This is a genomic window from Paenibacillus sp. AGC31, from assembly GCF_057334655.1.
The window spans coordinates 83,225-105,988 of the sequence record NZ_JBHFJH010000036.1 but is presented as its reverse complement, the minus strand read 5'-3'; the positions used below and the strand labels follow the sequence as shown (position 1 = coordinate 105,988).

The following is a 22,764-nucleotide window of genomic DNA, read 5'->3' as shown; positions in this document are numbered from 1 at the left end:
CTCCAATTCTATAGTTTGCTGATCTTGACCTGGAAGGTTGTAGGGCCCTGCTCAATATACTCCCAGTTGAAGCCATCAGGATGTGTGGACTGGAACTGGAATCGAAGTGGCTTTGGATCGTGATCATTGATGAGCAGCATGGATTCCTGTGGTTGCAACTGATCAAACGTTTCGAAAATAACTTTATGTTTCAAATGCGGTGGATACTCCGTGGCATTAATGGTTGCTGCGTATGTGTTCATGTGTCATTCCTCCAAATAGGGATAGTGTGGTGCTGCAATTTGATTATAGAAAACGTGAAGAGGGGTCTGTGTGAGCAGGCTCACACATTTCTTTTTGCCATAATTTAGACTTATTTAGACCAGAATCCTGTTTGGAAAAGGGCTGGTGAGCATATATAGATGTGCAACTGTGCGCTATGTTTCACTTCTTGTGATATTTTGCACAGTTCAGCGAGTGAGACATCCTTATATTTAGCGTCAAGATGACACTGGATGAGAGAAAACAGGTTTCTCCTTCGGCTGATGTGAATACAGCACCCTAGAGAAGGGAGGTATGTGTATGGAATCAAAATTAATGGACCCGTTTGGAAGAAAACATGATTACTTAAGAATTTCGGTTACGGATCGTTGTAATCTCCGCTGTGTGTATTGCATGCCAGAGGAAGGAATGCAGTTTGAACCGACAGAACGAATCCTGTCCTATGAAGAAATCACGTCCATCGTTAAGGCGCTTGCTCCATTGGGCATTCGGAAATTGCGTTTAACTGGAGGGGAGCCTCTTGTTCGTAAGGGGCTGGATCAACTGATTGCGATGTTGTCCGCTATTCCAGGAATTGAAGATATCGCATTGACCACCAATGGCATCTATTTGGCAGCTTATGCGGATCTGCTGAAGGCTGCGGGGCTAACACGGGTGAACATAAGCCTGGATTCTTTGAAGCCAGAACGATTCGCAAGCATTACCCGAGGCGGCAAGGTGCAGCGTGTGCTGGACGGCATTAAGGCCAGCCAAAAAGCCGGATTTCATCCGATCAAGCTGAATGTGGTGCTGATGAAAGGCGTGAACGACGATGAAGTGGAAGACTTTCTGAGGATGACCCGGGATGAACCCATTCATATTCGTTTTATCGAGTACATGCCTATTGGTGAAAGTGGAGAAGGTTGGAGATCTGGGTATATGCCCCTCGAACATGTGCTGGAAACATGCGGAGCACAATGGGAGTACGAAAGCTGTGGAGAGATTTATGGGAATGGACCTGCAGATAGTTATCGCATTGTGGGAGCTGCCGGAACCTTTGGTCTGATTCATCCGGTGAGCAGCCATTTCTGCGGAAATTGCAATCGGCTCAGGCTGACAGCAGACGGAAATATCAAACCTTGTCTCTACTGGTCAGATGAGTTCAATGTTCGTCCACTCGTAGGTGATGACAAGGCGGTGCAGGATTTATTTTACAAGGCACTCGGAGCCAAACCCGAAACACATGACATGTTAAAAGCCTTAAACGGGCAACAGATTGACGGCACGCCAACGCTGCGACATATGTCGCAAATCGGAGGTTAGCAACAGCAGTTCAGGATTCAACTTGCATCAACAGGTCATATATGTGGGAGGACAACAATGAGTAACAAAAGCATGCCCTGGATGGGCAAACTCAAATATTTTGCCAAACGTGAAAAAAGTGCGGAGGGCTGGAGTGAGATGTCCCCAGTTAACCGGGATTGGGAAGATGTCTACCGCCGCCGCTGGCAGCATGACAAAGTGGTGCGTTCCACACACGGCGTCAATTGTACCGGATCATGCAGCTGGCAGATCTATGTGAAAGACGGCATTGTCACTTGGGAAACGCAGGCTACCGACTATCCTTCAACCGGACCGGATATGCCGGAATTTGAACCACGAGGTTGTCCGCGTGGAGCGAGCTTCTCCTGGTATCTGTACAGCCCGCTGCGTGTCAAACATCCTTATGTACGTGGTGCGCTGCTGGACATGTGGCGTGATGCGCTTCAGACACATGGTGACCCGGTTCAAGCGTGGTCCAGCATTGCGGATGATCCGGCCCAAGTGAAAAGATACAAATCGGTACGTGGTAAAGGTGGATTAATTCGCGCTTCATGGGGTGAAGTGACACAGATTATTGCCGCTTCGCTGATTCATACGATCAAAGAATACGGACCGGATCGGATTATTGGTTTCTCTCCAATTCCTGCTATGTCGATGGTCAGTTATGCAGCAGGGTCGCGCTTCTTGTCCCTGATGGGATCACCATTGCTCAGCTTCTATGACTGGTATGCGGATCTGCCGCCGGCTTCACCTCAGATCTGGGGCGATCAAACGGATGTGCCGGAGAGCAGTGACTGGTACAACTCGGGATACATTCTGGTATGGGGCTCGAATCTGCCAATGACGCGGACACCGGATGCCCACTTCCTGGCTGAAGCACGTTATCGGGGAACGAAAGTGGTGTCGATCAGCCCGGACTATGCGGAATATGTGAAATTTGCAGATACATGGATGTCGGTAAAACAAGGAACGGACGGCGCTCTGGCGATGGCAATGGGCCATGTCATCCTGAAAGAGTTTTATATTGAAAAGCCCACGGACTATTTCATGCAATATGCCAAACAGTATACGGACTTTCCAAATCTGCTGATTGTGGAAGAAAAGGACGGGATACACACAGCAGGCAGATTTCTCGTTGGGGAAGACCTGGGTATTACGGGCAACAATATGGCATGGAAAACGCTTGTATACGATGAGAACAGTGGAACCTATGCGATGCCAAAAGGAAGTTTGGGCTTCCGTTGGGGTGAAGAAGGCACATGGAATCTCAAAATGGAACAGGTGGAGAACGGTGAGCCGATTGATCCTAGACTATCCATGCTCGGAGTCCATCATGATCTCGTAACCATTCATCTGCCGTACTTTGATGATGAGGGAAAACATGTCATGAAGCGGCAGATTCCTGTACGCCAGATCTGGCTGGGGGACAGATGGATTACGGTAACAGCCGTATACGATCTGGTACTTGCCAAATACGGAATTGAACGTGAAATGACACGTTCTTCGGATTCAGCAGAAGTAGTCACTGGTGCGGAGCAGTTGAGTGTACGTGTTCACCGTGGAGACGACATCTTGAATGCACCACAGGTAAAACCATTCACCCCAGCGTGGCAAGAGAAAATCACTGGTGTGGACGAAGAGACTGTCGTACAGATTGCACGTGAGTTTGCACAAAATGCGATCGATACCAAAGGGCGTTCCATGATCATCATGGGAGCCGGTATTAATCACTGGTACAACTCCGACGTCATCTATCGCGCCATCATTAACTTAATACTGATGACAGGCTGTCAGGGTGTGAACGGTGGAGGTTGGGCGCACTATGTTGGTCAAGAAAAACTGCGTCCGGCTGAAGGCTGGCAGACGATTGCCTTTGCTCGTGACTGGACCGGACCTGCACGTCTGCAGAACGGAACATCCTTCTTTTACTTTGCAACAGATCAATGGAGATACGAGGAGACCCAAGTAGGAGAGTTGACTTCGGCGCTTGAGGGTGAACCGCGGTTCCAGCATGTGGCTGATTATAATGTGATGGCTGCGCGTATGGGCTGGCTTCCATCTTATCCACAATTCAATCGTAACTCGATTGATCTGCATCAGGATGCGCTGCAGGCTGGAGCAACGACGAAGGAAGAGATCGGTGCTTATGTAGCCTCAGAATTGCAGAACAAAAATCTGAAGTTCTCAATCGAGCAACCGGATGATCCAGCGAACTTTCCGCGTGTACTATTTGTCTGGAGAGCGAATCTGATCTCAAGTTCCGGCAAAGGACATGAGTATTTCCTCAAGCATCTGCTCGGTGCAACGAACGGATTGCTGAATGATGACGATCATGGACTGCGCCCAGAGCATGTGGAATGGGTGGATGAAGCACCGGAAGGCAAACTCGACCTGATGATCAATATGGATTTCCGGATGGCAGGTACGGCGATGTATTCCGATATTGTTCTGCCAGCAGCGACCTGGTATGAAAAAAGCGATCTGAGCAGTACGGATATGCATCCGTTCGTTCATCCATTTAATCCGGCTGTAGCCACGCAGTGGGAATCCCGTTCGGACTGGGATACCTTCAAGGAAATTGCACGTGTATTCTCCGAGATGGCTGCGCAGCAATTTGATGGTCCACAGAAAGAGATCATAGCTACACCGCTGTTGCATGATTCACCAGATGAGCTTGCTCAACCGTACGGAGAGATCAAAGACTGGAGTGCGGGAGAATGTGAAGCAATCCCGGGTAAAACGATGCCGCATATTCAGGTCGTGGAACGTGACTATGCTGCCGTATATAACAAAATGATCAGCCTTGGACCTGTGGTGAAGGATAAACCAATCGGTACCAAAGGCATATCCTGGTCTGCCAGTGAAGAGTATGAAAAACTCAAGGGCATCCTGGGCGTGCATCGTAAAGATGGCGTTGGACAAGGATGTCCGGATCTGAGCACAGACCGTAATGTTGCTGAGGCCATTCTGACCTTGTCCAGTACAACGAACGGCAAAATGGCTGTGCGTGCGTGGGAAGCGCTTGAACAGAAAACAGCATTGCATCTGAAAGATTTGGCTGAGGAACGGTCTGAGGAATGTTTTACGTTTGACGAGATCACTTCCAAACCGAAAACGGTCATTACCTCGCCTGCATTCAGCGGATCGGAAAAAGGCGGACGAAGATATTCGCCATTCACCACCAATGTGGAGCGCCTGATTCCATGGCGTACATTGACGGGCAGACAGCAGTTCTATATTGATCATGCGATGCTCCGCGAGTTCGGAGAGACATTAGCGACATTTAAACCTGTGCTGAAGCATACGCCGTTCCATCCAAACAGCAAACGTCCGATCGAAGGGGGAAAGGAGATTGTCCTGAACTACCTGACACCGCATAATAAGTGGTCGATCCACAGTATGTACTATGATGCGCTGCCGATGCTGACGTTGTTCCGAGGTGGCCCGACAATCTGGATGAACTACGAAGATGCAGAAGAAGCCGGACTGGTTGACAACGACTGGATCGAATGTTTCAACCGTAACGGAGTAGTCGTTGCCCGAGCCGTAGTGACCCACCGTATTCCTCGCGGCATGGCATTCATGTATCACGCTCAGGACCGTCATATTAACGTTCCGGGCACCAAAATATCACAGACACGTGGGGGGACGCATAACAGTCCGACACGTATTCATGTGAAGCCCACCCATATGATCGGTGGTTATGCCCAGTTAAGTTATGGCTTCAACTACTATGGCCCGACAGGCAATCAGCGTGACCTCAATGTCATCATAAGAAAACTGCAGGAGGTGGATTGGCTTGAAGATTAAAGCACAAGTCAGTATGGTCATGAATCTGGACAAATGCATAGGGTGCCATACATGTAGTGTTACGTGCAAAAACACCTGGACCAATCGTCCAGGTGCAGAATATATGTACTGGAACAATGTAGAGACCAAGCCAGGGGTGGGTTATCCGAAACAATGGGAGGACCAGAAGCGTTATCGCGGTGGCTGGGAGATGAAGAATGGCAAACTGGAATTGAAGTCCGGCACACGGGCAAGACGCTTGCTTAACATTTTCCATAACCCGGATCAGCCTACCATTGATGATTATTACGAGCCATGGACCTACGAGTATGAGAAACTGACGAACAGCCCGGAGAAAAAACATCAGCCTGTAGCAAGACCGAAATCCCAGATTACCGGTGAATATATGAATCTGGAGTGGGGACCTAACTGGGAGGATGATCTGGCAGGTGCCCATGTAACCGGGATGGAAGACCCCAACATGAAGGGTGTCGAGGATTCGATCAAGATGGATTTTGAACAGGTATTTATGATGTATCTGCCACGGATCTGTGAACATTGCCTTAACCCAGCCTGTGTGTCCTCCTGTCCTTCCGGAGCGATGTACAAACGGGAAGAAGACGGGATTGTACTGGTTGACCAAAATGCATGCCGCGCATGGAGATTCTGTGTATCGAGCTGTCCGTACAAAAAGGTCTATTTCAATTGGCAGACAAACAAAGCCGAGAAATGTACGCTATGTTTCCCGCGGATTGAAGCAGGTCTGCCAACGATCTGTTCCGAAACCTGTGTGGGACGTATCCGCTATATCGGCCTGATGCTGTATGATGCAGACCGTGTTGAAGCTGCTGCTTCCGTTGAAAATGACCAGGATCTCTATGAATCCCAGATGGATATTTTCCTTGATCCGAATGACCCTGAGGTGATTCGCGAAGCGCGTGAGGCAGGAATTCCCGAGGATTGGATTATTGCAGCGCAGCAGTCCCCTATTTATAAAATGGTTATCGACTGGAAAATTGCGCTCCCGCTTCACCCTGAATACCGTACCATGCCAATGGTATGGTACATTCCACCGCTTAGCCCGATTACCAATCGGGTAGAGGGACAGGGAAGTTCACTGGAGGCTAATGATATTTTCCCTGCGATTGATAACATGCGTATTCCGGTGGAGTATCTTGCCAATCTGCTTACAGCAGGAGATACGGATCGAATTCGTGAGGTCCTGCGGAAGATGGCCGTTATGCGCATTCACATGCGTAATCAGCAGACGGGTAAGACCAGTGAATCGGCATTGTTGGAAAGAGTAGGCATGGATGCGCAGGAAGTGGAGGACATGTACCGACTGCTCGCGATTGCGAAGTATAATGATCGTTTTGTCATCCCGCCAGCCCACCGTGAGGAAGTGGAAGATCTCTTCAGCGAACAGGGCAGCTGCGGACTTGATTTTGCAGGTGGTCCTGGTTCTTGTGGGGTATTTTGATGGGAAAGGAGACAATGACAACGATGACGATCGAACCCAATGAGGGAACAGGTCAGGCTCTGGTTTACGATACGAATACGAGAAGAATGGTCTGTAAACTGATCTCCTACCTGTTGCAATATCCGGATACAGCGTGGAGAGAAGGACTGCAAGGAGTGAAGGAAGCTATACAGTCCATTTCCGATGAGATGGTGAACCAGATCTTGCTGACATTTGTAGATGAAGCACAGTCGGTAAGCTCGATTGAGTGGCAGGATGCCTATGTTCGTACATTCGATTTTGATAAAAAGTGTAACCTCTATCTCACGTATGCTCTTCATGGAGATGAACGGGATCGGGGCCCGGCTCTGATTGAATTGAAACGCAGATATGAAGCTGCGGGATTTTATATGGAAGTGAGTGAGTTGCCGGACTATTTGCCTATGGTGCTTGAATTTGTAGCTGAGGCTCCCGAGGAAGATGCCTTAGGGGTGCTCTCCAGTTGCCATAAGGCGTTGGTCACAATGAGCGAAAGCATTACGGGACAGAACAGCCCATATGGACCATTGCTCAGTCTGATGTTACAGGTCATTCCTGAGCCTCCTGCCCCTGATGTGCCAGAACAAGAAAAAACAGTTAACCAACAACCAGCAGATCTTATGCAGATCGCTGCCCAGATGAGGAGGGGGAATCGTTGAGTACACTGGAACTGTTGTTATGGGGCGCTCTTCCCTATATGGTCATTGTTTTCTGCATTACGGCGACGATCTGGCGTTATGTGACGAATCCTTTCAGTTGGACGTCCAAGTCCAGTGAGATGCTGGAGAAACGCATGCTAAAATGGGGCAGTTTACTCTTTCATATCGGGATATTCGCTGTAATCTGTGGACATATTGCCGGTTTGCTTGTTCCAGTGGAGTTCTATCGCTGGATTGGCCTGAGTGATGAAGGATATCACTTGATGGCTATTGCAGGAGGACTTCCTGCGGGGATCATTGCATTTGCAGGTGCTGTCATTTTGCTGGTTCGCCGTTATGTTGCTCGCAGAGTGCGGGCGACAAGCAGCATCGGGGATTGGATGGCACTTGCCATGTTGATCATTGTCATTGTCACCGGAATACTGGCGACCTCGGCTAATGCGGTGAATCACACAGGTTTTGACTATCGAACAACGATTAATCCGTGGTTGCGCGGTCTGATCGTATTCCAGCCTGATCCCGTTCTGATGCAGACAGTACCGATGAACTTCAAAGTACACATTCTGCTTACCTTTGTACTGTACTGCGTGTTTCCATTTACACGTCTGGTTCACATGCTGAGTATGCCACTGGGGTATTTGAAACGCAGTTATGTGCTGTATCGCAGAAGAGATGGAGCAGTGTATCCGAATCAGGAACAAAAAAAGGAAAGGGCGATGTAAATGCAACATAAAGGAAAGGTTCAACTGCCCTTGCAAACCGCAAGTCTGGTTCTGGGTTTCATGGTATGGGTTATCCTGTCATCTCTGATGCCATTTATTAAAGAGGATATTACGCTTACGTCTTCCCAGCTTGCGTGGGCGACAGCGATTCCCGTATTGATCGGATCCATCGCCCGTATTCCGATTGGTTATTGGACGAATCGATATGGAGCACGCAATATTTTCATGATCAGCTTTGTCCTGCTGCTGGCCCCGGTATGGTGGATTAGCCGTGCGACGTCGTTCAGTGATCTGGTGATTGGTGGATTGTTCCTCGGTATTGGGGGAGCTGTCTTCTCCGTCGGTGTAACTTCACTGCCCAAATATTATCCGAAAGAGCGACATGGATTTGTTAACGGGATCTACGGAATTGGTAACCTGGGTACAGCACTGTCTGCATTCGGAGCCCCGCTGATCGCTGATCGTATGGGATGGTCTACGACGGTTCTGCTCTACAGTATTTTGCTATTAGGGATGGCGGCGCTGAATTTCGTTCTGGGTGACAAACAGGAAGTACGAGTTAACGCTCCTTTAATGCAGCAACTGAAGGCCATATCACGCAACAATAAACTATGGTTGCTCTGCTTGTTTTATTTTCTGACATTTGGCTCGTTCGTGGCATTTACGGTGTACTTGCCGAATTTCCTAGTTAGTCACTTTCAGATGGATAAAGTCGATGCAGGTATTCGTACAGCGGGATTCATTCTCGTTGCAACCATTATGAGGCCCGTGGGAGGTTGGCTTGGAGATCGATTTAATCCATTCAAAATATTAATGTTTGTGTTCGGCGGATTAACAATCGCAGCGATTGTATTATCCTTCGCGCCATCATTCTATATCTACACGATTGGATGTCTGACTGTGGCATTATGCGCAGGGACAGGTAACGGAACCATTTTCAAATTAGTGCCAATGTATTTCGTCAAACAACCAGGTGTAGCGAATGGAATGATCTCCGCTATGGGGGGACTGGGTGGATTCTTCCCTCCGTTGATGTTGACTTTGTTGTACAGCATGACCGGTCATTATGCCATTGGTTTCATGGCTTTGTCTCAGATCGCGTTGGTCAGTCTTGTACTTGTGATCTGGATGTTCTACCAGGAGAAGCTTCAGTTATCTGCGAGCATTCTGGAGAGTACCATTGAAGCCATTCTGATCACAGATACGAACAGTGTTATTACATCCGTGAACCCGGCCTTTACTGCGGTCACTGGTTACAGTGCTGAAGAGGCGGTTGGACAGAAGCCAAGTCTGCTGAAATCCGGTAAACAGGACAAACGTTTCTATGACCAATTATGGATGGAATTACGTGAAAAAGGATATTGGCAAGGCGAGATCTGGAATCGGAAGAAAAACGGAGAGATCTATCAGGAATGGCTAAGTATTACGGCAATCCGTAATGAGGCAGGCGATGTCAAATATTATGCGGGCATGTTCAGTGACATGGGCAGGCCAGAGCTCACAATCGCCTGATACATGTATCGGTAATTGTGCATACAGCAAGAGACCTTAACATCGATTGCAGGCGTTAAGGTCTCTTTTTGCACACAGAGATTGGTGTAAGAACTTGGAATAACCCCAGTAGAGCTGGGCGGTCAGGCATCCCTTTGTTGCTTCAATGCTTGTAAATCAAGAATGATAATTCGGCTGCGATCCACTTCGATCAAATGCTCTTTTGTAAGCTGATTCAGAAGCCGATTCGCTGTTTCCCTTGTTGTACCAATGGAATTGGCAAACTCCTGGTGTGTCATGGGCAGATTGATGATAATTTGGTCTCCATGCGTCTGTCCGTGTTGTTCTGCGAGCATGAGAAGGAAGGAAAGCACGCGGTTGCGCACGTCCTGACCAGAGAGTACCTGCAATTTATCCTGTAATTCTCGTATTTTGTCTCCGAGTACACGCATGATTTTGATCGCAATCGATGGAGTGCTCAGCATTAAACGTTCGAACAGTCTGACGGGTATGGCCAGTAATTCGGTAGGTGTAATCGCTTCAGCGGTAGCCGGATAGGGGTGTGCGTTAAAAAAGCCGGTGTGCGGGAACATATCTCCTGTTTTGAGAAAAGAGACAATCTGTTCATGTCCGTTCTCATCCGTTTTATATGCTTTTACGATGCCGGTACGAATGAAAAAAACAGCTTCTTTTTCGCTACCTTCGCTAAAAATGACCGTTTTCTTATGAATGCTTCTGGAAATGGCGATATCTTCGACCTGCATTAATTCTTCTGGACTAAGGTCCTGAAAGATGGGGAACTGTTGTAGAAACTCCGCTGCTGAATCTTTGTTTACCCTGCTCATGAGAATCTTTCCTCTCTGTGTTCATATTTCTAACTTCGATATCATTCAATCCTAGGAGGTTAACTGTGAAGTGAAAACCAATACGCATTCAATCGTTATCCCTCATGAACATGGCGGCTGGGCCATGGTTAGTGTGCCTTTTCTGGTAGGTGTGATTGCAAGTGGTCCGCACTGGCTGCATGCGCCCTTATTTGTAGCTTGGCTTGGATTATATCTAACCGCGTATCCCTTACTACAGTCTTTGAAAAAGAATGCCAATCGACATCGTCTCTACAAGTGGGCGGTAATCTACGGTACAGTGGCTCTAATCTGTCTGATCCCACCCGTTCTGGGTCAGATCTCACTATTATTCTTTGGCCCGGTACTGGCTGGCTTGTTGCTGGTGAACATCTGGCATGTGAGACACAAAGTAGAACGCTCGCTTACCAATGACCTGTGTGCCATGCTCGTATTCTCTCTGGGGGGAGCAGCTGCTTATCTCATAGGAGGCGGGCACTGGGACTATGGAATGGCAATCGTCGTTTTGTTCTCTTTCTTACATTTTACAGGAAGTACGTTCTTTGTGAAATCAGTCTTTCGAGAGCGAACGAATAAGCGATGGCTGATGCTAACTCGCATGGTACATATCCTTCTAATTATCATACCGATGGTGATCGGATATCCATGGATGTCTTTGGCGTATATCTATTCCGCTGTACGCACCTTCATATATGCAGGCAGAACACTGCGTCCTATGAAGGTCGGTATCATTGAAATTATTGGAGCCGTACAGTTCCTGATCTGGTCTGTTCTGTTGTAAACCGTATCATTTCATCATAGCGTGATTTTTGAACACAGCAGGTGATATAGGTCACAACGTCACAGGATTGTTTTTGATTCGTCGGCAAGGGTTAATGGAATGATAGAAGATTATTGAACAAGAGAGGGGGCGACCCGGATGTGGACTGCATTCATGTGGGGCGGCATCTCTGCCTCAGCGGTTGTCATTGGTGCACTCGCAGCCCTGTTTCTAAAGATTCCTAAACGAGTCATTGGATGGATCATGGCTTTTGGGACAGGTACATTAATCGGGGCAGCTACCTTTGAACTACTCGGAGATGCGCTGAATGATGGGGGGATTATCCCTACAGCCATTGGTTTTACGGCAGGTGCCGTCGTGTATACCTTGTTTGACCTGCTCATCTCGGCAAAGGGTGGGGCAGGGCGTAAACGCTCGGGAAGGTCAGGAGACTCGAATCAAAGCGGCTTGGGGATCTTTGCAGGCACAGTAATGGACGCTATCCCGGAATCCATCATGCTTGGAGCCAGCTTGCTGGCCGGCAACGGTGTCAGTGTGGTGCTGGTGGTATCCATTTTTGTCAGCAACATCCCTGAAGGTCTGTCGAGTACGGTTGGATTGCAGGGCAGCAAGTACAGTCGTGCGAAAATTATGTTGATGTGGTTAAGTGTATTGCTGATCTCCGCGTTTGCAGCTCTGGGTGGATATCTGTTTCTCGAGCAGCTTCCTGAGGAGATGGGGGCAGCAATTGGTGCATTTGCAGGTGGTGGAATCATTGCGATGATCTGCTCGACGATGATGCCAGAAGCCTTTGAGGAAGGCGGACCTGTCGTGGGTTTGATTGCATCCATGGGATTGCTCGTATCACTATTGTTGGATCTGTAGATGACAGAATAAGCTTCCGATCGCTGTCCACTACATAGTCGTGTAAATATTAGTTAAATCTATATAAAAAGAGTATCCGAACAGAGTGGTTTCTGATCGGATACTCTTTTTATTATTCAGACAAAAGATAATCTTAGTGGTTGCTGGAACAACTTCCTCCACACCCGCAAGCCTCTTTACCCAGTTCATTCGCTTCGGGTAGACGGTTCATTTCCACGGATTTCGTGAAATAGTGACTGATCTGCTGATGCAGCTGGCTGAACTCGCGCTGTGCATAGATGAACCGTCGAATGAGGGGATGATCATAAAGAGCGCGTTCTTCCTCTTCATATACCTGAATTTCAGAGGCAAGCAACTCAATATTTTGCCGTTCTTTCTCCTCCAGTGCCTGATGTTTCTCCATAAAACGCTCATACTGGGCTGTGGCCTGTTCATCTGCTGCAAACTGATCAATCATGTCCCGCATCTCTTTGTATCCTTCATCTTGTAACAGTAGTGAACATAACTCCTGCATTTTGTGCATAATGATCTGTTTGTCCAATTTAACAACCGTATTCATCGCAAAACCCTCCTGTAGATCTTTTCTTAACTGTATACGCTAACGTAAGCCCGCACTGTGACGATACTCACATCTGATGTGAAATATAATACTTGTCCAAATACGCTGTTATTCTGTCATCTCAGTGTTATTGTCAAATCTTTAGTTCAGTGAGTAACCTTTTCCCTAAGCTGCTCCAGTTGAAGAATAAGGATGCAGTTTCCTGTAACCTGAAGCAGCCCCTGAGTTTGCATCATGGTAAGTTTGCGACTTAGTGTTTCGGGTGTGATACCGAGTAACAGAGCCATATCTTTTTTGAAAACAGGCAAGCGGATCTCATGCCTTGCATGATTTCGGGTATGGAAATACAAAAGCAGCTTGGCAATCTTCTGTTCCGTTGTCATCGCACTGAGCGAACTGTTCCATTCATCTGTTTCGCGGAGAAGATTGGAAATGGCAAGCAGGAAATGGTAAGCAAGCTTCGGATCATGTTCAAGTAACTGGCCAAAGTCATGCTTGCTAATGGAGCAGATGGCCGAAGGCTCCAGAACTTCGGCGTTTGCCGCATGTGCTTTTTGATGTAAAAGGGAATCTTGTCCGAAAAAATCTCCGGGAAACAGAAACCGGATAATATGTTCCTTGCCATTTTCGTTGTATTTGGATAACTTCACACATCCCTGATGAACCACATAAAGCGTATCTGAACGTTCACCCTCCTGGACGATAACTTCACCTTTGTTATAAGTACGGGTATGCAGAAGGGAGGTCAGCAATGCTGCTTCGGATGGATCAAGATGTTGGAACAGAGATACTTTGGAGAAACAGGCATCCTTCGCTTCGTGTGCACAGATCATCGTTTAATCACCTCGAATGGTTCAGGATAGTCATAGCCATTGTCATGTTTCAGTGAGACATTGCGGGTCCGCCATGATCAATACCGTCCTTGGTTACACGGAGAACAGCGGAAGCTCCTTTGGCTACATGATTGAACTGATGGGTTACAATCGCATAATCGCCTTCTTCAGTTACGGTGAACTCTACGACGGCTCCACCACTTGCGGGAAGCATAACCGTCTGTATTCCATACTGGATGTTACGTGGGTTACCATCGGTATACACACGGTCCATTATTGTCCCGACAATGTGGAAGGATGAGACTTCATTGGGTCCGGCATTACTGACATAGATCCGCACTGTATCTCCTACTTTGGCTAGCAGCGGGTGCTTGGTCAATCCATAATCATTGCCGTTAAATACGACATATTCCGGTTCCCCGTTCAAAAAGGCTTCGTAATCATGTTCTTTATACCATTCACTCTGAACAAGGGTATATTCACGATCAACCAAGTGATCAGAAGGGTATCCAGCCTTGGGTTCAACAATAATCATGCCGTACATACCGTTCGCGATATGGGCAAGGACAGGTTTGGTTCCACAGTGATACATGAATACACCGGGTGAGGAGGTTGGGTAGGTGAACGTGCCTTCCTCGCCTGGCATAACATCAATAAATTTGCTGCTGGGGGCAGCATGTACAGCGTGAAAATCCATGGAGTGAGGCAAGCTGGAATCTTTATTTTTCAACGTGAACACCAGTGTGTCTCCCTCGGTCACTCGTAGAACGGGTCCAGGGACGGTACCATTAAATGTCCAAGCGTTGTAGATCACGCCTTTGGAGATTTCGATATCTGTAACCTGGGCAGTCATTTCAATATATACTGTGGTGCCTTCTTTGCGGATGATCGGGTCCACCGGGGCTTGGCTGATGGCCGTAGGTGAGATTTCATTCTGGTGAACAGGTGGAACTGTATCGGTTGAACTACAATGAGACAGAGTGGCTGTGAAAATGGTGAATACGAGTGACCATTTATATACATTCAGGTTCAGTAATGAAAACATAGCTGCACAACCTTTACTCAAGTGGTGTTTTTCACAAACTAAAAAACAGGCGTTCTTTCACTCCATTCGTTATGTAGTAATAGATTACGTTATTAGAGCAGGAATGGGTGTGATGAGGCACACACTTGGGTAAGTCGTATTAGAGTGATTCCCAATCGTCTTACCTTCGTTCCTTGTGCTGAGGAACGGAGTTTCATATAATTTTGGAGAGATGGATTGGTAAATGTTGAGTATTCTGACGCGGTGTGTGTCGTAGTTTCAGGAGAAGGGTGGATACGGAATGAAACGTTTCGAAGATGAAGGTGCATATAAGTACAGTTTCTATTCGGTTCTTCGACGGGGAGAGCGGATTGATGTGAAATGTCCCAAATGCGGTGGGCACGCTTCGATTGAACAACGGAATGATCAACTGGGTTGGAAGTGTTACGAATGTTACGCTCAAGCTCTTGAAGAACCAGTGTATCAGTATAACGCCAAGGGTAATTGTGCTGTATGTGAACGTTGGTTTAACGTGGAAGTCACGGACGAGAAGAAGACGTCTCACCGATCGACGCATGTGGAATGTCCGCATTGTGGTTCTGTTAATCAGGTTGAATTACATGCCAAGCCGACATATGAAAGGTATTTTGCCGAGATTCGTGCAGGGAAAGATCCTGTATTCGGGCTGGAATTATACTTCATGGATGATTTCAGAGGGAAAATAATATGGGCTGTGAACCGGGAGCACTTGAGTTACCTCATCGCTTATGTTTCCGCAGATCTGCGTGTAAAATACGGAAATCTGCCTATAAGAACGGCTTCACATAGTATTCCGGCTTATATCAAGGATGCGAAGAACAGGGATGTGGTTGTGCGTACACTGTCAAAGCTTCAGCACAAGACTGGATGAGAATGAAATTGAAGAGTTAAAGCCGCAAGGAGAGAAGACATGAAACTACGATTTAAATTAACTATTTTTGCAATCATTCTGGGTATGTTGATGATTCCTGCTTATTTTATTTTACAGACTTATGGCATATTTCAAAAACAGACAGTCTTATCTGACTATGCTCTCGCGGTTGATGTTAAAGGGAAGTCCTATGAAGCCTGGCCGCTGATTAACAGTTTTGCAGCGATGGATAAACAAGAGGATAACCGTCAGTTTTATTACCGGATCGATATGAGTCATATCCAATACCTATTTAATCTGGCCTATCAAGAGTATGATGTGAAGCCCGGCGGGGACAATCCGTATCTGGCTGGTACGGTAAACTATCAACGCACAGATCACAACTATGTACAGGCCGAGAGACAGTATGAGAACGCCAATGATTTCACAACGGTTTTGAATCTGTATGATCAGGATGGGCAGGTGATCTACACCTACAATAACACCGGCAAGGGAGATAAACAGCTCGTAGAATCCATTATTCATCAGGGAATGAGCCGTTCTACGAATGGTGGCGGCGGTGAAGCTGTTCGCGACCCTTATATCAATATTACGGCGTTATTTCGCGACAAGTTAAACATCGATGTGAAACTGACGGTGGATGAGGAACACAAAGTGGTTACCATTCTAATGAGCCAATCGGAGGCGAGATGATGAATGAGTATGGTGTACAACACGGACCTGCTTATCTGGAAGGATTAATTAGGAAGAAAGAAAACATAAAGTCCGCTGAAGTGGAGTGGACAGGCAAACTTCAAACGAGTGATGGTCATGATAAATTCCATATTTTTTATTATGGTGACTTAACCGAAGATGATCTGATTACCTGGCATGATTCGACACCTCTTCTTGTATATGCGGAGCATACGGTCACGGGTGAACGCTATCTGCTCATTGATACCGCCAAGCACGGATATGATGCCATGTTATGTGAGACCTATTCGGAAAAAGCACTACATGACAGACCCCTTCGTCCTTACCTGGATGTTGAAGGAGAGGACATCTTTGAAGTAGAGTTGACGGCCTACTACAATGTGCCTTGGGATGAAGAGTTTGGCGAAGATGTAGATGAAAATGGTGTATATGAACTAATTACGGGAGAGCGCATGGGGTTTGATCAGGTCAAGCGTGATGGATATGATGCCTTTGCCATTCGCATTCTGAATCGTAAAGGGGTATGGACTGAAATTGTACAGGAAGAACTGGCTTAGATTCTGTAAACGAATGAACCAAACTGAGATGGGAGATGTCAACTAATGTATATTGTATCCCGTGTACTTAAGCCGGTTCCAACAGAGGAACTGGATCACTTCGAGCAACAGCACGCCATCTCGCTACCTTTGTCGTACCGGACCTGGATTGAACAATACGGAGAGGGTACATACACGGGATGGATGAATGTGCAGAGGCCGGACCCGGAAGTGTTGAAGCCTTTTGTGGAATATGATTTTTGGATACATACGGATGATTCGCCTATAAGTCAGCATCAACTTGAGCAGTGCATCTCCATCGGCAGTTCTGTAGATGGAGATTTCCTTGCTGTTCATCCGGAAGTTGAGGGGCTGTTGTGGCTACCGCGTCATGATGAGAATATTACCTTATGGACATGCTCGGAGACTGAATTTGGTGAAACGCTGGACCGGATCTATTGTGGGTATTACCATCAGGATAAACCGATAACGCTACTATACTTTGAACCGTGGAATGAGCTGCGGAAACATACGTTTTACCATTTTTCAGGGACGGAACAAGGAAGCTCCATGAAGGAACTCGCCGATACATGCAAAACAGAATTTAAGTGGGATGCCGTGTTGGAGAATGAGTACATGTGCAAGATGTTCATGGTATCGATGGGAGGATATTTACGATTTAACTATGCAACGGGGAGAGAGGTTGCCCTGTTCTATGAAGAAAAGAATGGTGCAGAGGAGGCGACGGATAACGAAATCAGTATGTTCTTGCAGGCACATCATTGTACGGCATATGAATAGGGGCAGAGTGGAGGGGAATAGATGAGTTGGTTAAAGGAAGACATTGCAGAACAATGGCGTAATGAAGGCAAGCGTTATGCAAGGGATGTCAATGCATTTGTCCAGAGAAGTATGCAGGGAGAGCAACCGGATGAATCCGAGCTGGAGGAAGACTCCAGAAGCGGAATGAGTACTGAAGTATTCCAGATGGTGAGACAGGCCAATCTCCACGGTGATGTGGAGGTGCTTCGACGTGAGCTACCCGCAGCGACGTGGCCATTGAACGAGGCGTTTCAGGGTTCCATGCAAGCGGTCAAAGTTATAGGTTATCTGAACGAGGAAATGATTGTATGTCATACGGGGATTTTCACAGAGAATAGTCAGATATATACGATGGATCAGCACGGATGGCAGTTGATCACTCCATATACTTTTGCAGGTTGCTCATCGGATGGACTTGACTATGCGCTTGCAGGACCGGATGGGATTCGTATCATTCGTCAGCCAGATCGCAAGTTGGAAGGACAGGAGATAGCGACATATCGATGGGAAGATATTCAAGCCCGGATACAGTCGGCATTACCTCGGATTGAATCACTTGCGGACTGTGAGCATCCCGAACGGACACTTGAAGGACTTATACCTATGGATGAAGGCAAAGCACTACTCATACATTCAAGATACGGGATATATCTTGTAACGCAAGATCGATTGACCTTACTTCATCCCGATCTGGCAGAGATCGAAGAATATGAGCTAGAGGATACACAGATAGATATGGGGCATGCAGCGGTATCTCGGGATGGTCGATGGATTGCATATGGTAGCCAAGGGAGCAATCATATGGTGATGGATCGCCAGCTGAACAAGACATACTCTCTCTATCCAGAATCGAGCTACCCTCATTATGCAGCATTCACCAGTGATAACCAGACCGTCTGGTTTAACGCATGTCATTTCTATAACGGGGTCACGATACAGGTTCCGCTGGAATCAATTGCAGGCAACGAAACAAAGGAAAATTGGCCAGTGATGGATGAGAATGCACGTGTGTATGCAGCAGCTGAAATAGAGGCGGGCATGGTGCTTGGAGATGCATACGGTTATCTGTATTGTGTGAATAACAAGGGAGAGGAAGTATGGCGCCATTTTGTAGGTAGTACGATCTATTCTTTCGCCGTATCACCAGAGCGATCCAAACTTGCAGTTGGCACATATGGTGGCATGCTGCACATGCTCGATCTTCGTTCCAAAGAAATGGACGAGTACGGGATCGGTACAGGCACTCTTCGTGAGTTGGAGCGGTATGTGTTGTGGCGTGGAGAAGAACCTCTGCGCTGGTGAGGCAGCATGACAACCTGCAAAGGGGTGAACGAATGGAACGTGAAGAGGCTGTAACGTTATTAAAATGTCATTCCTTTTCCTATGATGATCTGAGTCATCCCAAGATGGAGAACGGTTTTATTGGCAGTCTGCGGCCCTTCCGTGGACAATTAATTGAGGAGAATTTTCATGAGTTGATGGAGATACTGCGGGTTCTGGCACCAGAACTTGCACAGCTTTCACTGGATCGGGAAGTCATGGCATGTCTATGGGGAATTACTCATATGGCACGTGCCTGGGCCGTTGAACCTGAGGGTATGCTTCGTAGCAACAACCTCATTTTGGACGAACAGGTGGCGTTGATGGAAGAATGGCTTAATTTGTTATCTTATGCAGTCATGATTCTGATTGAAGGCGGCGGAGAGGAAGAAGCGTTTTGGGGATATCATCAGTATCTACAAGAAGAGAAGAACTGAGATAGGGGAGGTGTGGTGAGATTGGAGCCGAATGTATCATTAAATGTGTTAATGGATGAGCTGAATCACTTGTTAAATGAGAGAATACAGGATCAAGAGATTCGGCAATTGTTCGAAGAATATCAACATCGGGAAGGTGCATCCGAGGAAAGTCTGGATCTATTCGAAAAGGAGTATGGCGTCAGGCTACCTGGCGATTTTCGTACCTTTTATCAAAGGAAAGATGGCAGTGGTTACGGGTTGCATGTGCTATACCCAGGGGATGCCGAGGAGGGTCGATGTACACCCTTTTATCTGATGTCATTGGAAGAGATTCGAGAGACCAAACAATACTTCTGTGAAGTGGATGAGAAGCTTGAAGAGTACTATTCTGAGGAGGAGATCAGCCAGTTGGACCCGGAGATCGAGCCATACCTGTTCCATAAACCATGGATTCCTTTTGCAACGATCGCCGGAGGTTCACTGTATCTGATGCTCGATTTTGATCCGACGGAGGAAGGGACGTATGGACAGATTATTATGTACGTACACGATCCGGACTTTGTTTATTTCCTAACGCCTACTTTCACTGATCTGCTCGTTATGTCGAACCGTAATTTGAAGACGATGGATGAGATTACGTATTAAAAGTCCTGCACGATTAGACAATTCCTTCAATAATAAAGAAGCTGCCGAAGCAGCTCCTTCATCTAATTTGTAACTGACCTTGTATAAGTCTAATGACTACGATTACCACTGAAAGAAACGATGTCCGTGAAATCCTCCGCCTATAGGTCCTCCGTGTCCACCGGGACCACCAGGTCCACCGCCGTGAGGTCCGCCTGGATAACCACTTCCTGGGAAATGACCAGGGTGTCCACCGGGATAGCCACCACCGGGGTAACCACCACCTGGATATCCACCATGCCACCAAGGACCACCGATCGGATATGGTAGTGGAACAGGAACGATGGGCGGGTATGGATACGGATAAGGGTAAGGATACGGTGAGGGTGGCGGAGGTGGTGGATAATAAGGGTAAGGATAACCCGCAGGTTGCGGGGATGAAACTGAACCAGGGCCGTATGCCATGTAATAAGCCTCCAATGACTGGATTGATGATATCAGCCTATGCCACAGTGGTTTCAGATGATACAGCAGATTGAATATTAATGAATTATAGAGTAATGAGGGGGAACATATGGTAGCCGTAGCTTTTCACACTGATCCAAGAGGGACTGCCTATGAACTGTTGATTGACGAATTGATCGAGAAGGCAGATCGTTTCATGCTGGTAGACAGAAAATATGCTAAAGAAGCTACACCTAAAAGAGTTGCCAAAGTGTTACAGAGACTGGAGCCCTATCTAATTGAAAGCAGTAATATGGAAGAAATGATGATGAAAAGTGGCGCCATTTATTCAGAGGGGATTTATTACATATATCGTTGCACGCCGGAATCAGGGCAGATCCTTAAGGAGGAAGCCAACCGCTTTCATGACTGGTTATATCCCTCAATGCCAGATGATCTTTGTTTTCTGAACGAGGATGGAAGTGACTACTTCTACACTGTTGCTCATGAGAATATGTATGGCATGCATATTACACAAGAAGAAGCGATTGAGCTAATGGAGCGAATCACTGGGTTGTTTTTTAGATTAGATCGGCATCAGGACATTCATTGCTTACTGGACGATGCGATTAGACATCAGACGGATGTGCTGAATATTAGTTCACATTACTTGAAAGAGATTCCGGAACGTATTCGGGAATTAAAGCACTTGAAACGTTTGACGATTTTTGAGCAGGATGTTTATACGCTTCCTCCAGCCCTTTTTGAACTGACTTCATTGGAAGAATTGGAGATCATGACTGCGGATTTGGAAGGTATTCACCAAGACATTGGAAAATTGAAACAACTTCGAGAGCTTAGAATTTATTGCGGTAGTTCTTATCATGTTCCTACCGGGTGGAAGCCAAAGGAAAAGTCGGATCTTGGTCTGAAACATATTCCATCCGAGATTGGTGAATTGAGCGAACTCGTAAATCTGGATATTGGCTACTCGGGCATACGTGAGCTTCCGCCTGAACTGGAGAAACTAAAAAAACTACGTTATTTGAGTGTAACTAATGGTTTGATCGAGGGAATGCCAGACATGGTCAAGCGAATGAGTTGGCTTCAGAGTGTAAATTTGAATAGTACTCCATTAGGGATTAGTTGCGAGGACTTCCCCGACTGAGCAGAATCTTAGTAACAAATAGAGCCCTGCTCGGGATGTCCGAGTCAGGGATATTTGTTATGCGACGATAACTTGGCGGAAATGGGCTCACGAATCTGGGCGCTGGGCATAAGCTGGGATATAGGTTATGACCTAAACCGAGAGCGAAGGGCAGGCGTTTTATTTTGGCAACCTCATATATGGATTTTACTTTACCAACCACCGAATTTACTTACGATTTGAGCAAAAATCCGTTATTCAAAAAGGACGAGAACAACTATATTAACGCACTTTCCATCAAACAGTTGAACACATTGGGCAATGCTTCTTTACTGGATATTTTCCTCAGCACTGGCAATGTGGTTGAACCACACATTCATCAGAATGCAACTGAACTGGTATACTGCATCAGCGGTTCGGCCGTCGTGTCCCTCATTAATCCGTTTACCAATGAATTGCTTCATTTCCCGATTACTCCAGGGCAGGTGGCTAATGTACCTCAAGGTTGGTGGCACTATGAAATGGCTACTGTAGATCATACACACTTACTGGCGATCTTCGATGCACCTGTGCCTGAAGCGATATTTGGCTCAGACATCTTGCGTCTTACCCCTGCGAATGTTCTGGCTCATACGTACTGTCTGGACGAGACAAAAGTTCAAGAAGCGCTCGCCCCCATCCAAAAAACAGTGATTATTGGCCCACCGGCAGATTGCCAGGCTTCAACTGCCCCTGTCTCTAACAGTGCTCCAAATGTGAATCATCAGCCTTACGTAATGCCGAATGTACAGCCAAACATGCAACCAAACACACAACCAAACACACAACCAAACACACAACCAAACACACAACCAAACACACAACCAAACACACAACCAAACACACAACCAAACACACAACCCAATGTACAACCAAACATGCAGCCCAACACACAGCCAAACAACCAACCAAACATGCAACCTTACGTGAACCGTCTTCCGTATTGGGGCACTTGGGTTGATCCACGTATTATTCATGAGCCGGGCTGTCCGTATTATAGAGAGCTTCCTATGAATACGAATAATCAAGAGGAAAGATGACGTTAATGAGGCAAGGTTTATTTAATACACATAGGTACTTCAATTAAATTAGGTAAAGCAAAAGAAGCGTCCGCGAAGGAACGCTTCTTTTTTTTTGATTAAAGGTGTCTTCAAATCTGTTGAA

The 22,764-nt window shown here is 46.8% G+C and carries 23 protein-coding genes; 17 read left to right on the top strand and 6 right to left on the bottom strand.

What is annotated here, in order from left to right; genetic code table 11:
• Nucleotides 1-8: 8 nt before the first annotated feature.
• Nucleotides 9-242 (bottom strand): DUF2249 domain-containing protein, encoded by a 234-nt coding sequence (locus ACE04G_RS23095; RefSeq protein WP_036613358.1) that lies wholly within the window; start codon nt 240-242, stop codon nt 9-11.
• Nucleotides 243-561: 319 nt separating this feature from the next.
• Between ACE04G_RS23095 and moaA the strand changes: the two genes are divergently transcribed.
• The 6 genes from moaA to ACE04G_RS23065 are packed head-to-tail and all read left to right on the top strand — an operon-like array spanning nt 562 to nt 9,743.
• Nucleotides 562-1,563: a GTP 3',8-cyclase MoaA gene (gene moaA, locus ACE04G_RS23090; protein WP_221820435.1), complete on the top strand. Its 1,002-nt coding sequence runs from the start codon at nt 562-564 to the stop codon at nt 1,561-1,563.
• A 57-nt stretch (nt 1,564-1,620) separates the two neighbouring features.
• The gene (locus tag ACE04G_RS23085; RefSeq protein WP_313771434.1) at nt 1,621-5,373 is read left to right on the top strand and encodes a nitrate reductase subunit alpha; all 3,753 of its coding nucleotides are present in this window, start codon (nt 1,621-1,623) and stop codon (nt 5,371-5,373) included.
• Entirely contained in the window at nt 5,363-6,832 is a 1,470-nt protein-coding gene (gene narH / locus ACE04G_RS23080; protein WP_221820437.1) for a nitrate reductase subunit beta, read from the top strand. Before ACE04G_RS23085 ends, narH begins: the two co-directional genes overlap by 11 nt.
• On the top strand, nt 6,832-7,509 hold the full coding sequence (narJ, locus tag ACE04G_RS23075) for a nitrate reductase molybdenum cofactor assembly chaperone (protein WP_221820439.1): 678 nt from the start codon (nt 6,832-6,834) through the stop codon (nt 7,507-7,509). The genes narH and narJ overlap by 1 nt, the downstream gene beginning before the upstream one ends.
• The gene (gene narI / locus ACE04G_RS23070) at nt 7,506-8,231 is read left to right on the top strand and encodes a respiratory nitrate reductase subunit gamma (RefSeq protein ID WP_221820441.1); all 726 of its coding nucleotides are present in this window, start codon (nt 7,506-7,508) and stop codon (nt 8,229-8,231) included. Before narJ ends, narI begins: the two co-directional genes overlap by 4 nt.
• The gene (locus ACE04G_RS23065; protein WP_221820443.1) at nt 8,232-9,743 is read left to right on the top strand and encodes a nitrate/nitrite transporter; all 1,512 of its coding nucleotides are present in this window, start codon (nt 8,232-8,234) and stop codon (nt 9,741-9,743) included.
• A gap of 122 nt (nt 9,744-9,865) precedes the next feature.
• Here ACE04G_RS23065 and ACE04G_RS23060 read toward each other — a convergent pair whose 3' ends face one another.
• Nucleotides 9,866-10,567: a Crp/Fnr family transcriptional regulator gene (locus tag ACE04G_RS23060; protein WP_076210005.1), complete on the bottom strand. Its 702-nt coding sequence runs from the start codon at nt 10,565-10,567 to the stop codon at nt 9,866-9,868.
• A 70-nt stretch (nt 10,568-10,637) separates the two neighbouring features.
• Here ACE04G_RS23060 and ACE04G_RS23055 point away from each other — a divergent pair, with 70 nt between their 5' ends.
• Together ACE04G_RS23055 and ACE04G_RS23050 are read left to right on the top strand one after the other, a co-directional pair.
• Nucleotides 10,638-11,366, top strand: a complete 729-nt coding sequence (locus ACE04G_RS23055; protein WP_313771435.1) for a YwiC-like family protein — start codon at nt 10,638-10,640, stop codon at nt 11,364-11,366.
• 138 nt (nt 11,367-11,504) lie between these two features.
• Nucleotides 11,505-12,230, top strand: coding sequence for a ZIP family metal transporter (locus ACE04G_RS23050; RefSeq protein ID WP_076210006.1), 726 nt, complete (start codon nt 11,505-11,507; stop codon nt 12,228-12,230).
• A 133-nt stretch (nt 12,231-12,363) separates the two neighbouring features.
• Here ACE04G_RS23050 and ACE04G_RS23045 read toward each other — a convergent pair whose 3' ends face one another.
• The 3 genes from ACE04G_RS23045 to ACE04G_RS23035 all read right to left on the bottom strand — a co-directional run bounded on the left by ACE04G_RS23045 (nt 12,364) and on the right by ACE04G_RS23035 (nt 14,667).
• The gene (locus ACE04G_RS23045) at nt 12,364-12,789 is read right to left on the bottom strand and encodes a YlbF/YmcA family competence regulator (protein ID WP_076210007.1); all 426 of its coding nucleotides are present in this window, start codon (nt 12,787-12,789) and stop codon (nt 12,364-12,366) included.
• A gap of 146 nt (nt 12,790-12,935) precedes the next feature.
• Nucleotides 12,936-13,622, bottom strand: coding sequence for a Crp/Fnr family transcriptional regulator (locus tag ACE04G_RS23040; RefSeq protein WP_221820446.1), 687 nt, complete (start codon nt 13,620-13,622; stop codon nt 12,936-12,938).
• A 49-nt stretch (nt 13,623-13,671) separates the two neighbouring features.
• Nucleotides 13,672-14,667, bottom strand: a complete 996-nt coding sequence (locus ACE04G_RS23035) for a multicopper oxidase domain-containing protein (RefSeq protein WP_221820448.1) — start codon at nt 14,665-14,667, stop codon at nt 13,672-13,674.
• A 280-nt stretch (nt 14,668-14,947) separates the two neighbouring features.
• On the opposite strand from ACE04G_RS23035, the gene ACE04G_RS23030 reads away from it, so the two are divergent.
• The 7 genes from ACE04G_RS23030 to ACE04G_RS23000 are packed head-to-tail and all read left to right on the top strand — an operon-like array spanning nt 14,948 to nt 19,991.
• Nucleotides 14,948-15,556 (top strand): hypothetical protein, encoded by a 609-nt coding sequence (locus ACE04G_RS23030; RefSeq protein ID WP_221820450.1) that lies wholly within the window; start codon nt 14,948-14,950, stop codon nt 15,554-15,556.
• Between the two features lie 39 nt (nt 15,557-15,595).
• The gene (locus ACE04G_RS23025; protein WP_221820452.1) at nt 15,596-16,249 is read left to right on the top strand and encodes a hypothetical protein; all 654 of its coding nucleotides are present in this window, start codon (nt 15,596-15,598) and stop codon (nt 16,247-16,249) included.
• Nucleotides 16,246-16,806 (top strand): hypothetical protein, encoded by a 561-nt coding sequence (locus tag ACE04G_RS23020; protein WP_221820454.1) that lies wholly within the window; start codon nt 16,246-16,248, stop codon nt 16,804-16,806. Before ACE04G_RS23025 ends, ACE04G_RS23020 begins: the two co-directional genes overlap by 4 nt.
• 45 nt (nt 16,807-16,851) lie before the next feature.
• Entirely contained in the window at nt 16,852-17,586 is a 735-nt protein-coding gene (locus ACE04G_RS23015) for an SMI1/KNR4 family protein (protein WP_221820457.1), read from the top strand.
• Nucleotides 17,587-17,607: 21 nt separating this feature from the next.
• A complete protein-coding gene (locus ACE04G_RS23010) occupies nt 17,608-18,909 on the top strand; it encodes a hypothetical protein (protein ID WP_221820459.1) in 1,302 nt (433 codons plus the stop codon).
• A 32-nt stretch (nt 18,910-18,941) separates the two neighbouring features.
• Nucleotides 18,942-19,364, top strand: a complete 423-nt coding sequence (locus ACE04G_RS23005; RefSeq protein ID WP_221820568.1) for a hypothetical protein — start codon at nt 18,942-18,944, stop codon at nt 19,362-19,364.
• A 21-nt stretch (nt 19,365-19,385) separates the two neighbouring features.
• Nucleotides 19,386-19,991, top strand: coding sequence for an SMI1/KNR4 family protein (locus ACE04G_RS23000; RefSeq protein ID WP_260632695.1), 606 nt, complete (start codon nt 19,386-19,388; stop codon nt 19,989-19,991).
• Nucleotides 19,992-20,093: 102 nt separating this feature from the next.
• Here ACE04G_RS23000 and ACE04G_RS22995 read toward each other — a convergent pair whose 3' ends face one another.
• Complete coding sequence (locus tag ACE04G_RS22995) at nt 20,094-20,435, bottom strand: hypothetical protein (RefSeq protein WP_339304742.1); 342 nt, start codon at nt 20,433-20,435, stop codon at nt 20,094-20,096.
• Nucleotides 20,436-20,544: 109 nt separating this feature from the next.
• Between ACE04G_RS22995 and ACE04G_RS22990 the strand changes: the two genes are divergently transcribed.
• Complete coding sequence (locus ACE04G_RS22990; RefSeq protein WP_221820463.1) at nt 20,545-21,582, top strand: leucine-rich repeat domain-containing protein; 1,038 nt, start codon at nt 20,545-20,547, stop codon at nt 21,580-21,582.
• Between the two features lie 164 nt (nt 21,583-21,746).
• Nucleotides 21,747-22,640, top strand: coding sequence for a cupin domain-containing protein (locus tag ACE04G_RS22985; RefSeq protein WP_486094873.1), 894 nt, complete (start codon nt 21,747-21,749; stop codon nt 22,638-22,640).
• Nucleotides 22,641-22,764: the final 124 nt, after the last annotated feature.

What these genes read in the sequence shown, in the direction of transcription:
- ACE04G_RS23095 (WP_036613358.1), bottom strand. Translation starts at nt 242, where the DNA reads ATGAACACATACGCAGCAACCATTAATGCCACGGAGTATCCACCGCAT.
- moaA (WP_221820435.1), top strand. Translation starts at nt 562, where the DNA reads ATGGAATCAAAATTAATGGACCCGTTTGGAAGAAAACATGATTACTTA.
- ACE04G_RS23085 (WP_313771434.1), top strand. Translation starts at nt 1,621, where the DNA reads ATGAGTAACAAAAGCATGCCCTGGATGGGCAAACTCAAATATTTTGCC.
- narJ (WP_221820439.1), top strand. Translation starts at nt 6,832, where the DNA reads ATGGGAAAGGAGACAATGACAACGATGACGATCGAACCCAATGAGGGA.
- ACE04G_RS23065 (WP_221820443.1), top strand. Translation starts at nt 8,232, where the DNA reads ATGCAACATAAAGGAAAGGTTCAACTGCCCTTGCAAACCGCAAGTCTG.
- ACE04G_RS23060 (WP_076210005.1), bottom strand. Translation starts at nt 10,567, where the DNA reads ATGAGCAGGGTAAACAAAGATTCAGCAGCGGAGTTTCTACAACAGTTC.
- ACE04G_RS23050 (WP_076210006.1), top strand. Translation starts at nt 11,505, where the DNA reads ATGTGGACTGCATTCATGTGGGGCGGCATCTCTGCCTCAGCGGTTGTC.
- ACE04G_RS23045 (WP_076210007.1), bottom strand. Translation starts at nt 12,789, where the DNA reads ATGAATACGGTTGTTAAATTGGACAAACAGATCATTATGCACAAAATG.
- ACE04G_RS23040 (WP_221820446.1), bottom strand. Translation starts at nt 13,622, where the DNA reads ATGATCTGTGCACACGAAGCGAAGGATGCCTGTTTCTCCAAAGTATCT.
- ACE04G_RS23035 (WP_221820448.1), bottom strand. Translation starts at nt 14,667, where the DNA reads ATGTTTTCATTACTGAACCTGAATGTATATAAATGGTCACTCGTATTC.
- ACE04G_RS23030 (WP_221820450.1), top strand. Translation starts at nt 14,948, where the DNA reads ATGAAACGTTTCGAAGATGAAGGTGCATATAAGTACAGTTTCTATTCG.
- ACE04G_RS23025 (WP_221820452.1), top strand. Translation starts at nt 15,596, where the DNA reads ATGAAACTACGATTTAAATTAACTATTTTTGCAATCATTCTGGGTATG.
- ACE04G_RS23020 (WP_221820454.1), top strand. Translation starts at nt 16,246, where the DNA reads ATGATGAATGAGTATGGTGTACAACACGGACCTGCTTATCTGGAAGGA.
- ACE04G_RS23015 (WP_221820457.1), top strand. Translation starts at nt 16,852, where the DNA reads ATGTATATTGTATCCCGTGTACTTAAGCCGGTTCCAACAGAGGAACTG.
- ACE04G_RS23010 (WP_221820459.1), top strand. Translation starts at nt 17,608, where the DNA reads ATGAGTTGGTTAAAGGAAGACATTGCAGAACAATGGCGTAATGAAGGC.
- ACE04G_RS23005 (WP_221820568.1), top strand. Translation starts at nt 18,942, where the DNA reads ATGGAACGTGAAGAGGCTGTAACGTTATTAAAATGTCATTCCTTTTCC.
- ACE04G_RS22995 (WP_339304742.1), bottom strand. Translation starts at nt 20,435, where the DNA reads ATGGCATACGGCCCTGGTTCAGTTTCATCCCCGCAACCTGCGGGTTAT.
- ACE04G_RS22990 (WP_221820463.1), top strand. Translation starts at nt 20,545, where the DNA reads ATGGTAGCCGTAGCTTTTCACACTGATCCAAGAGGGACTGCCTATGAA.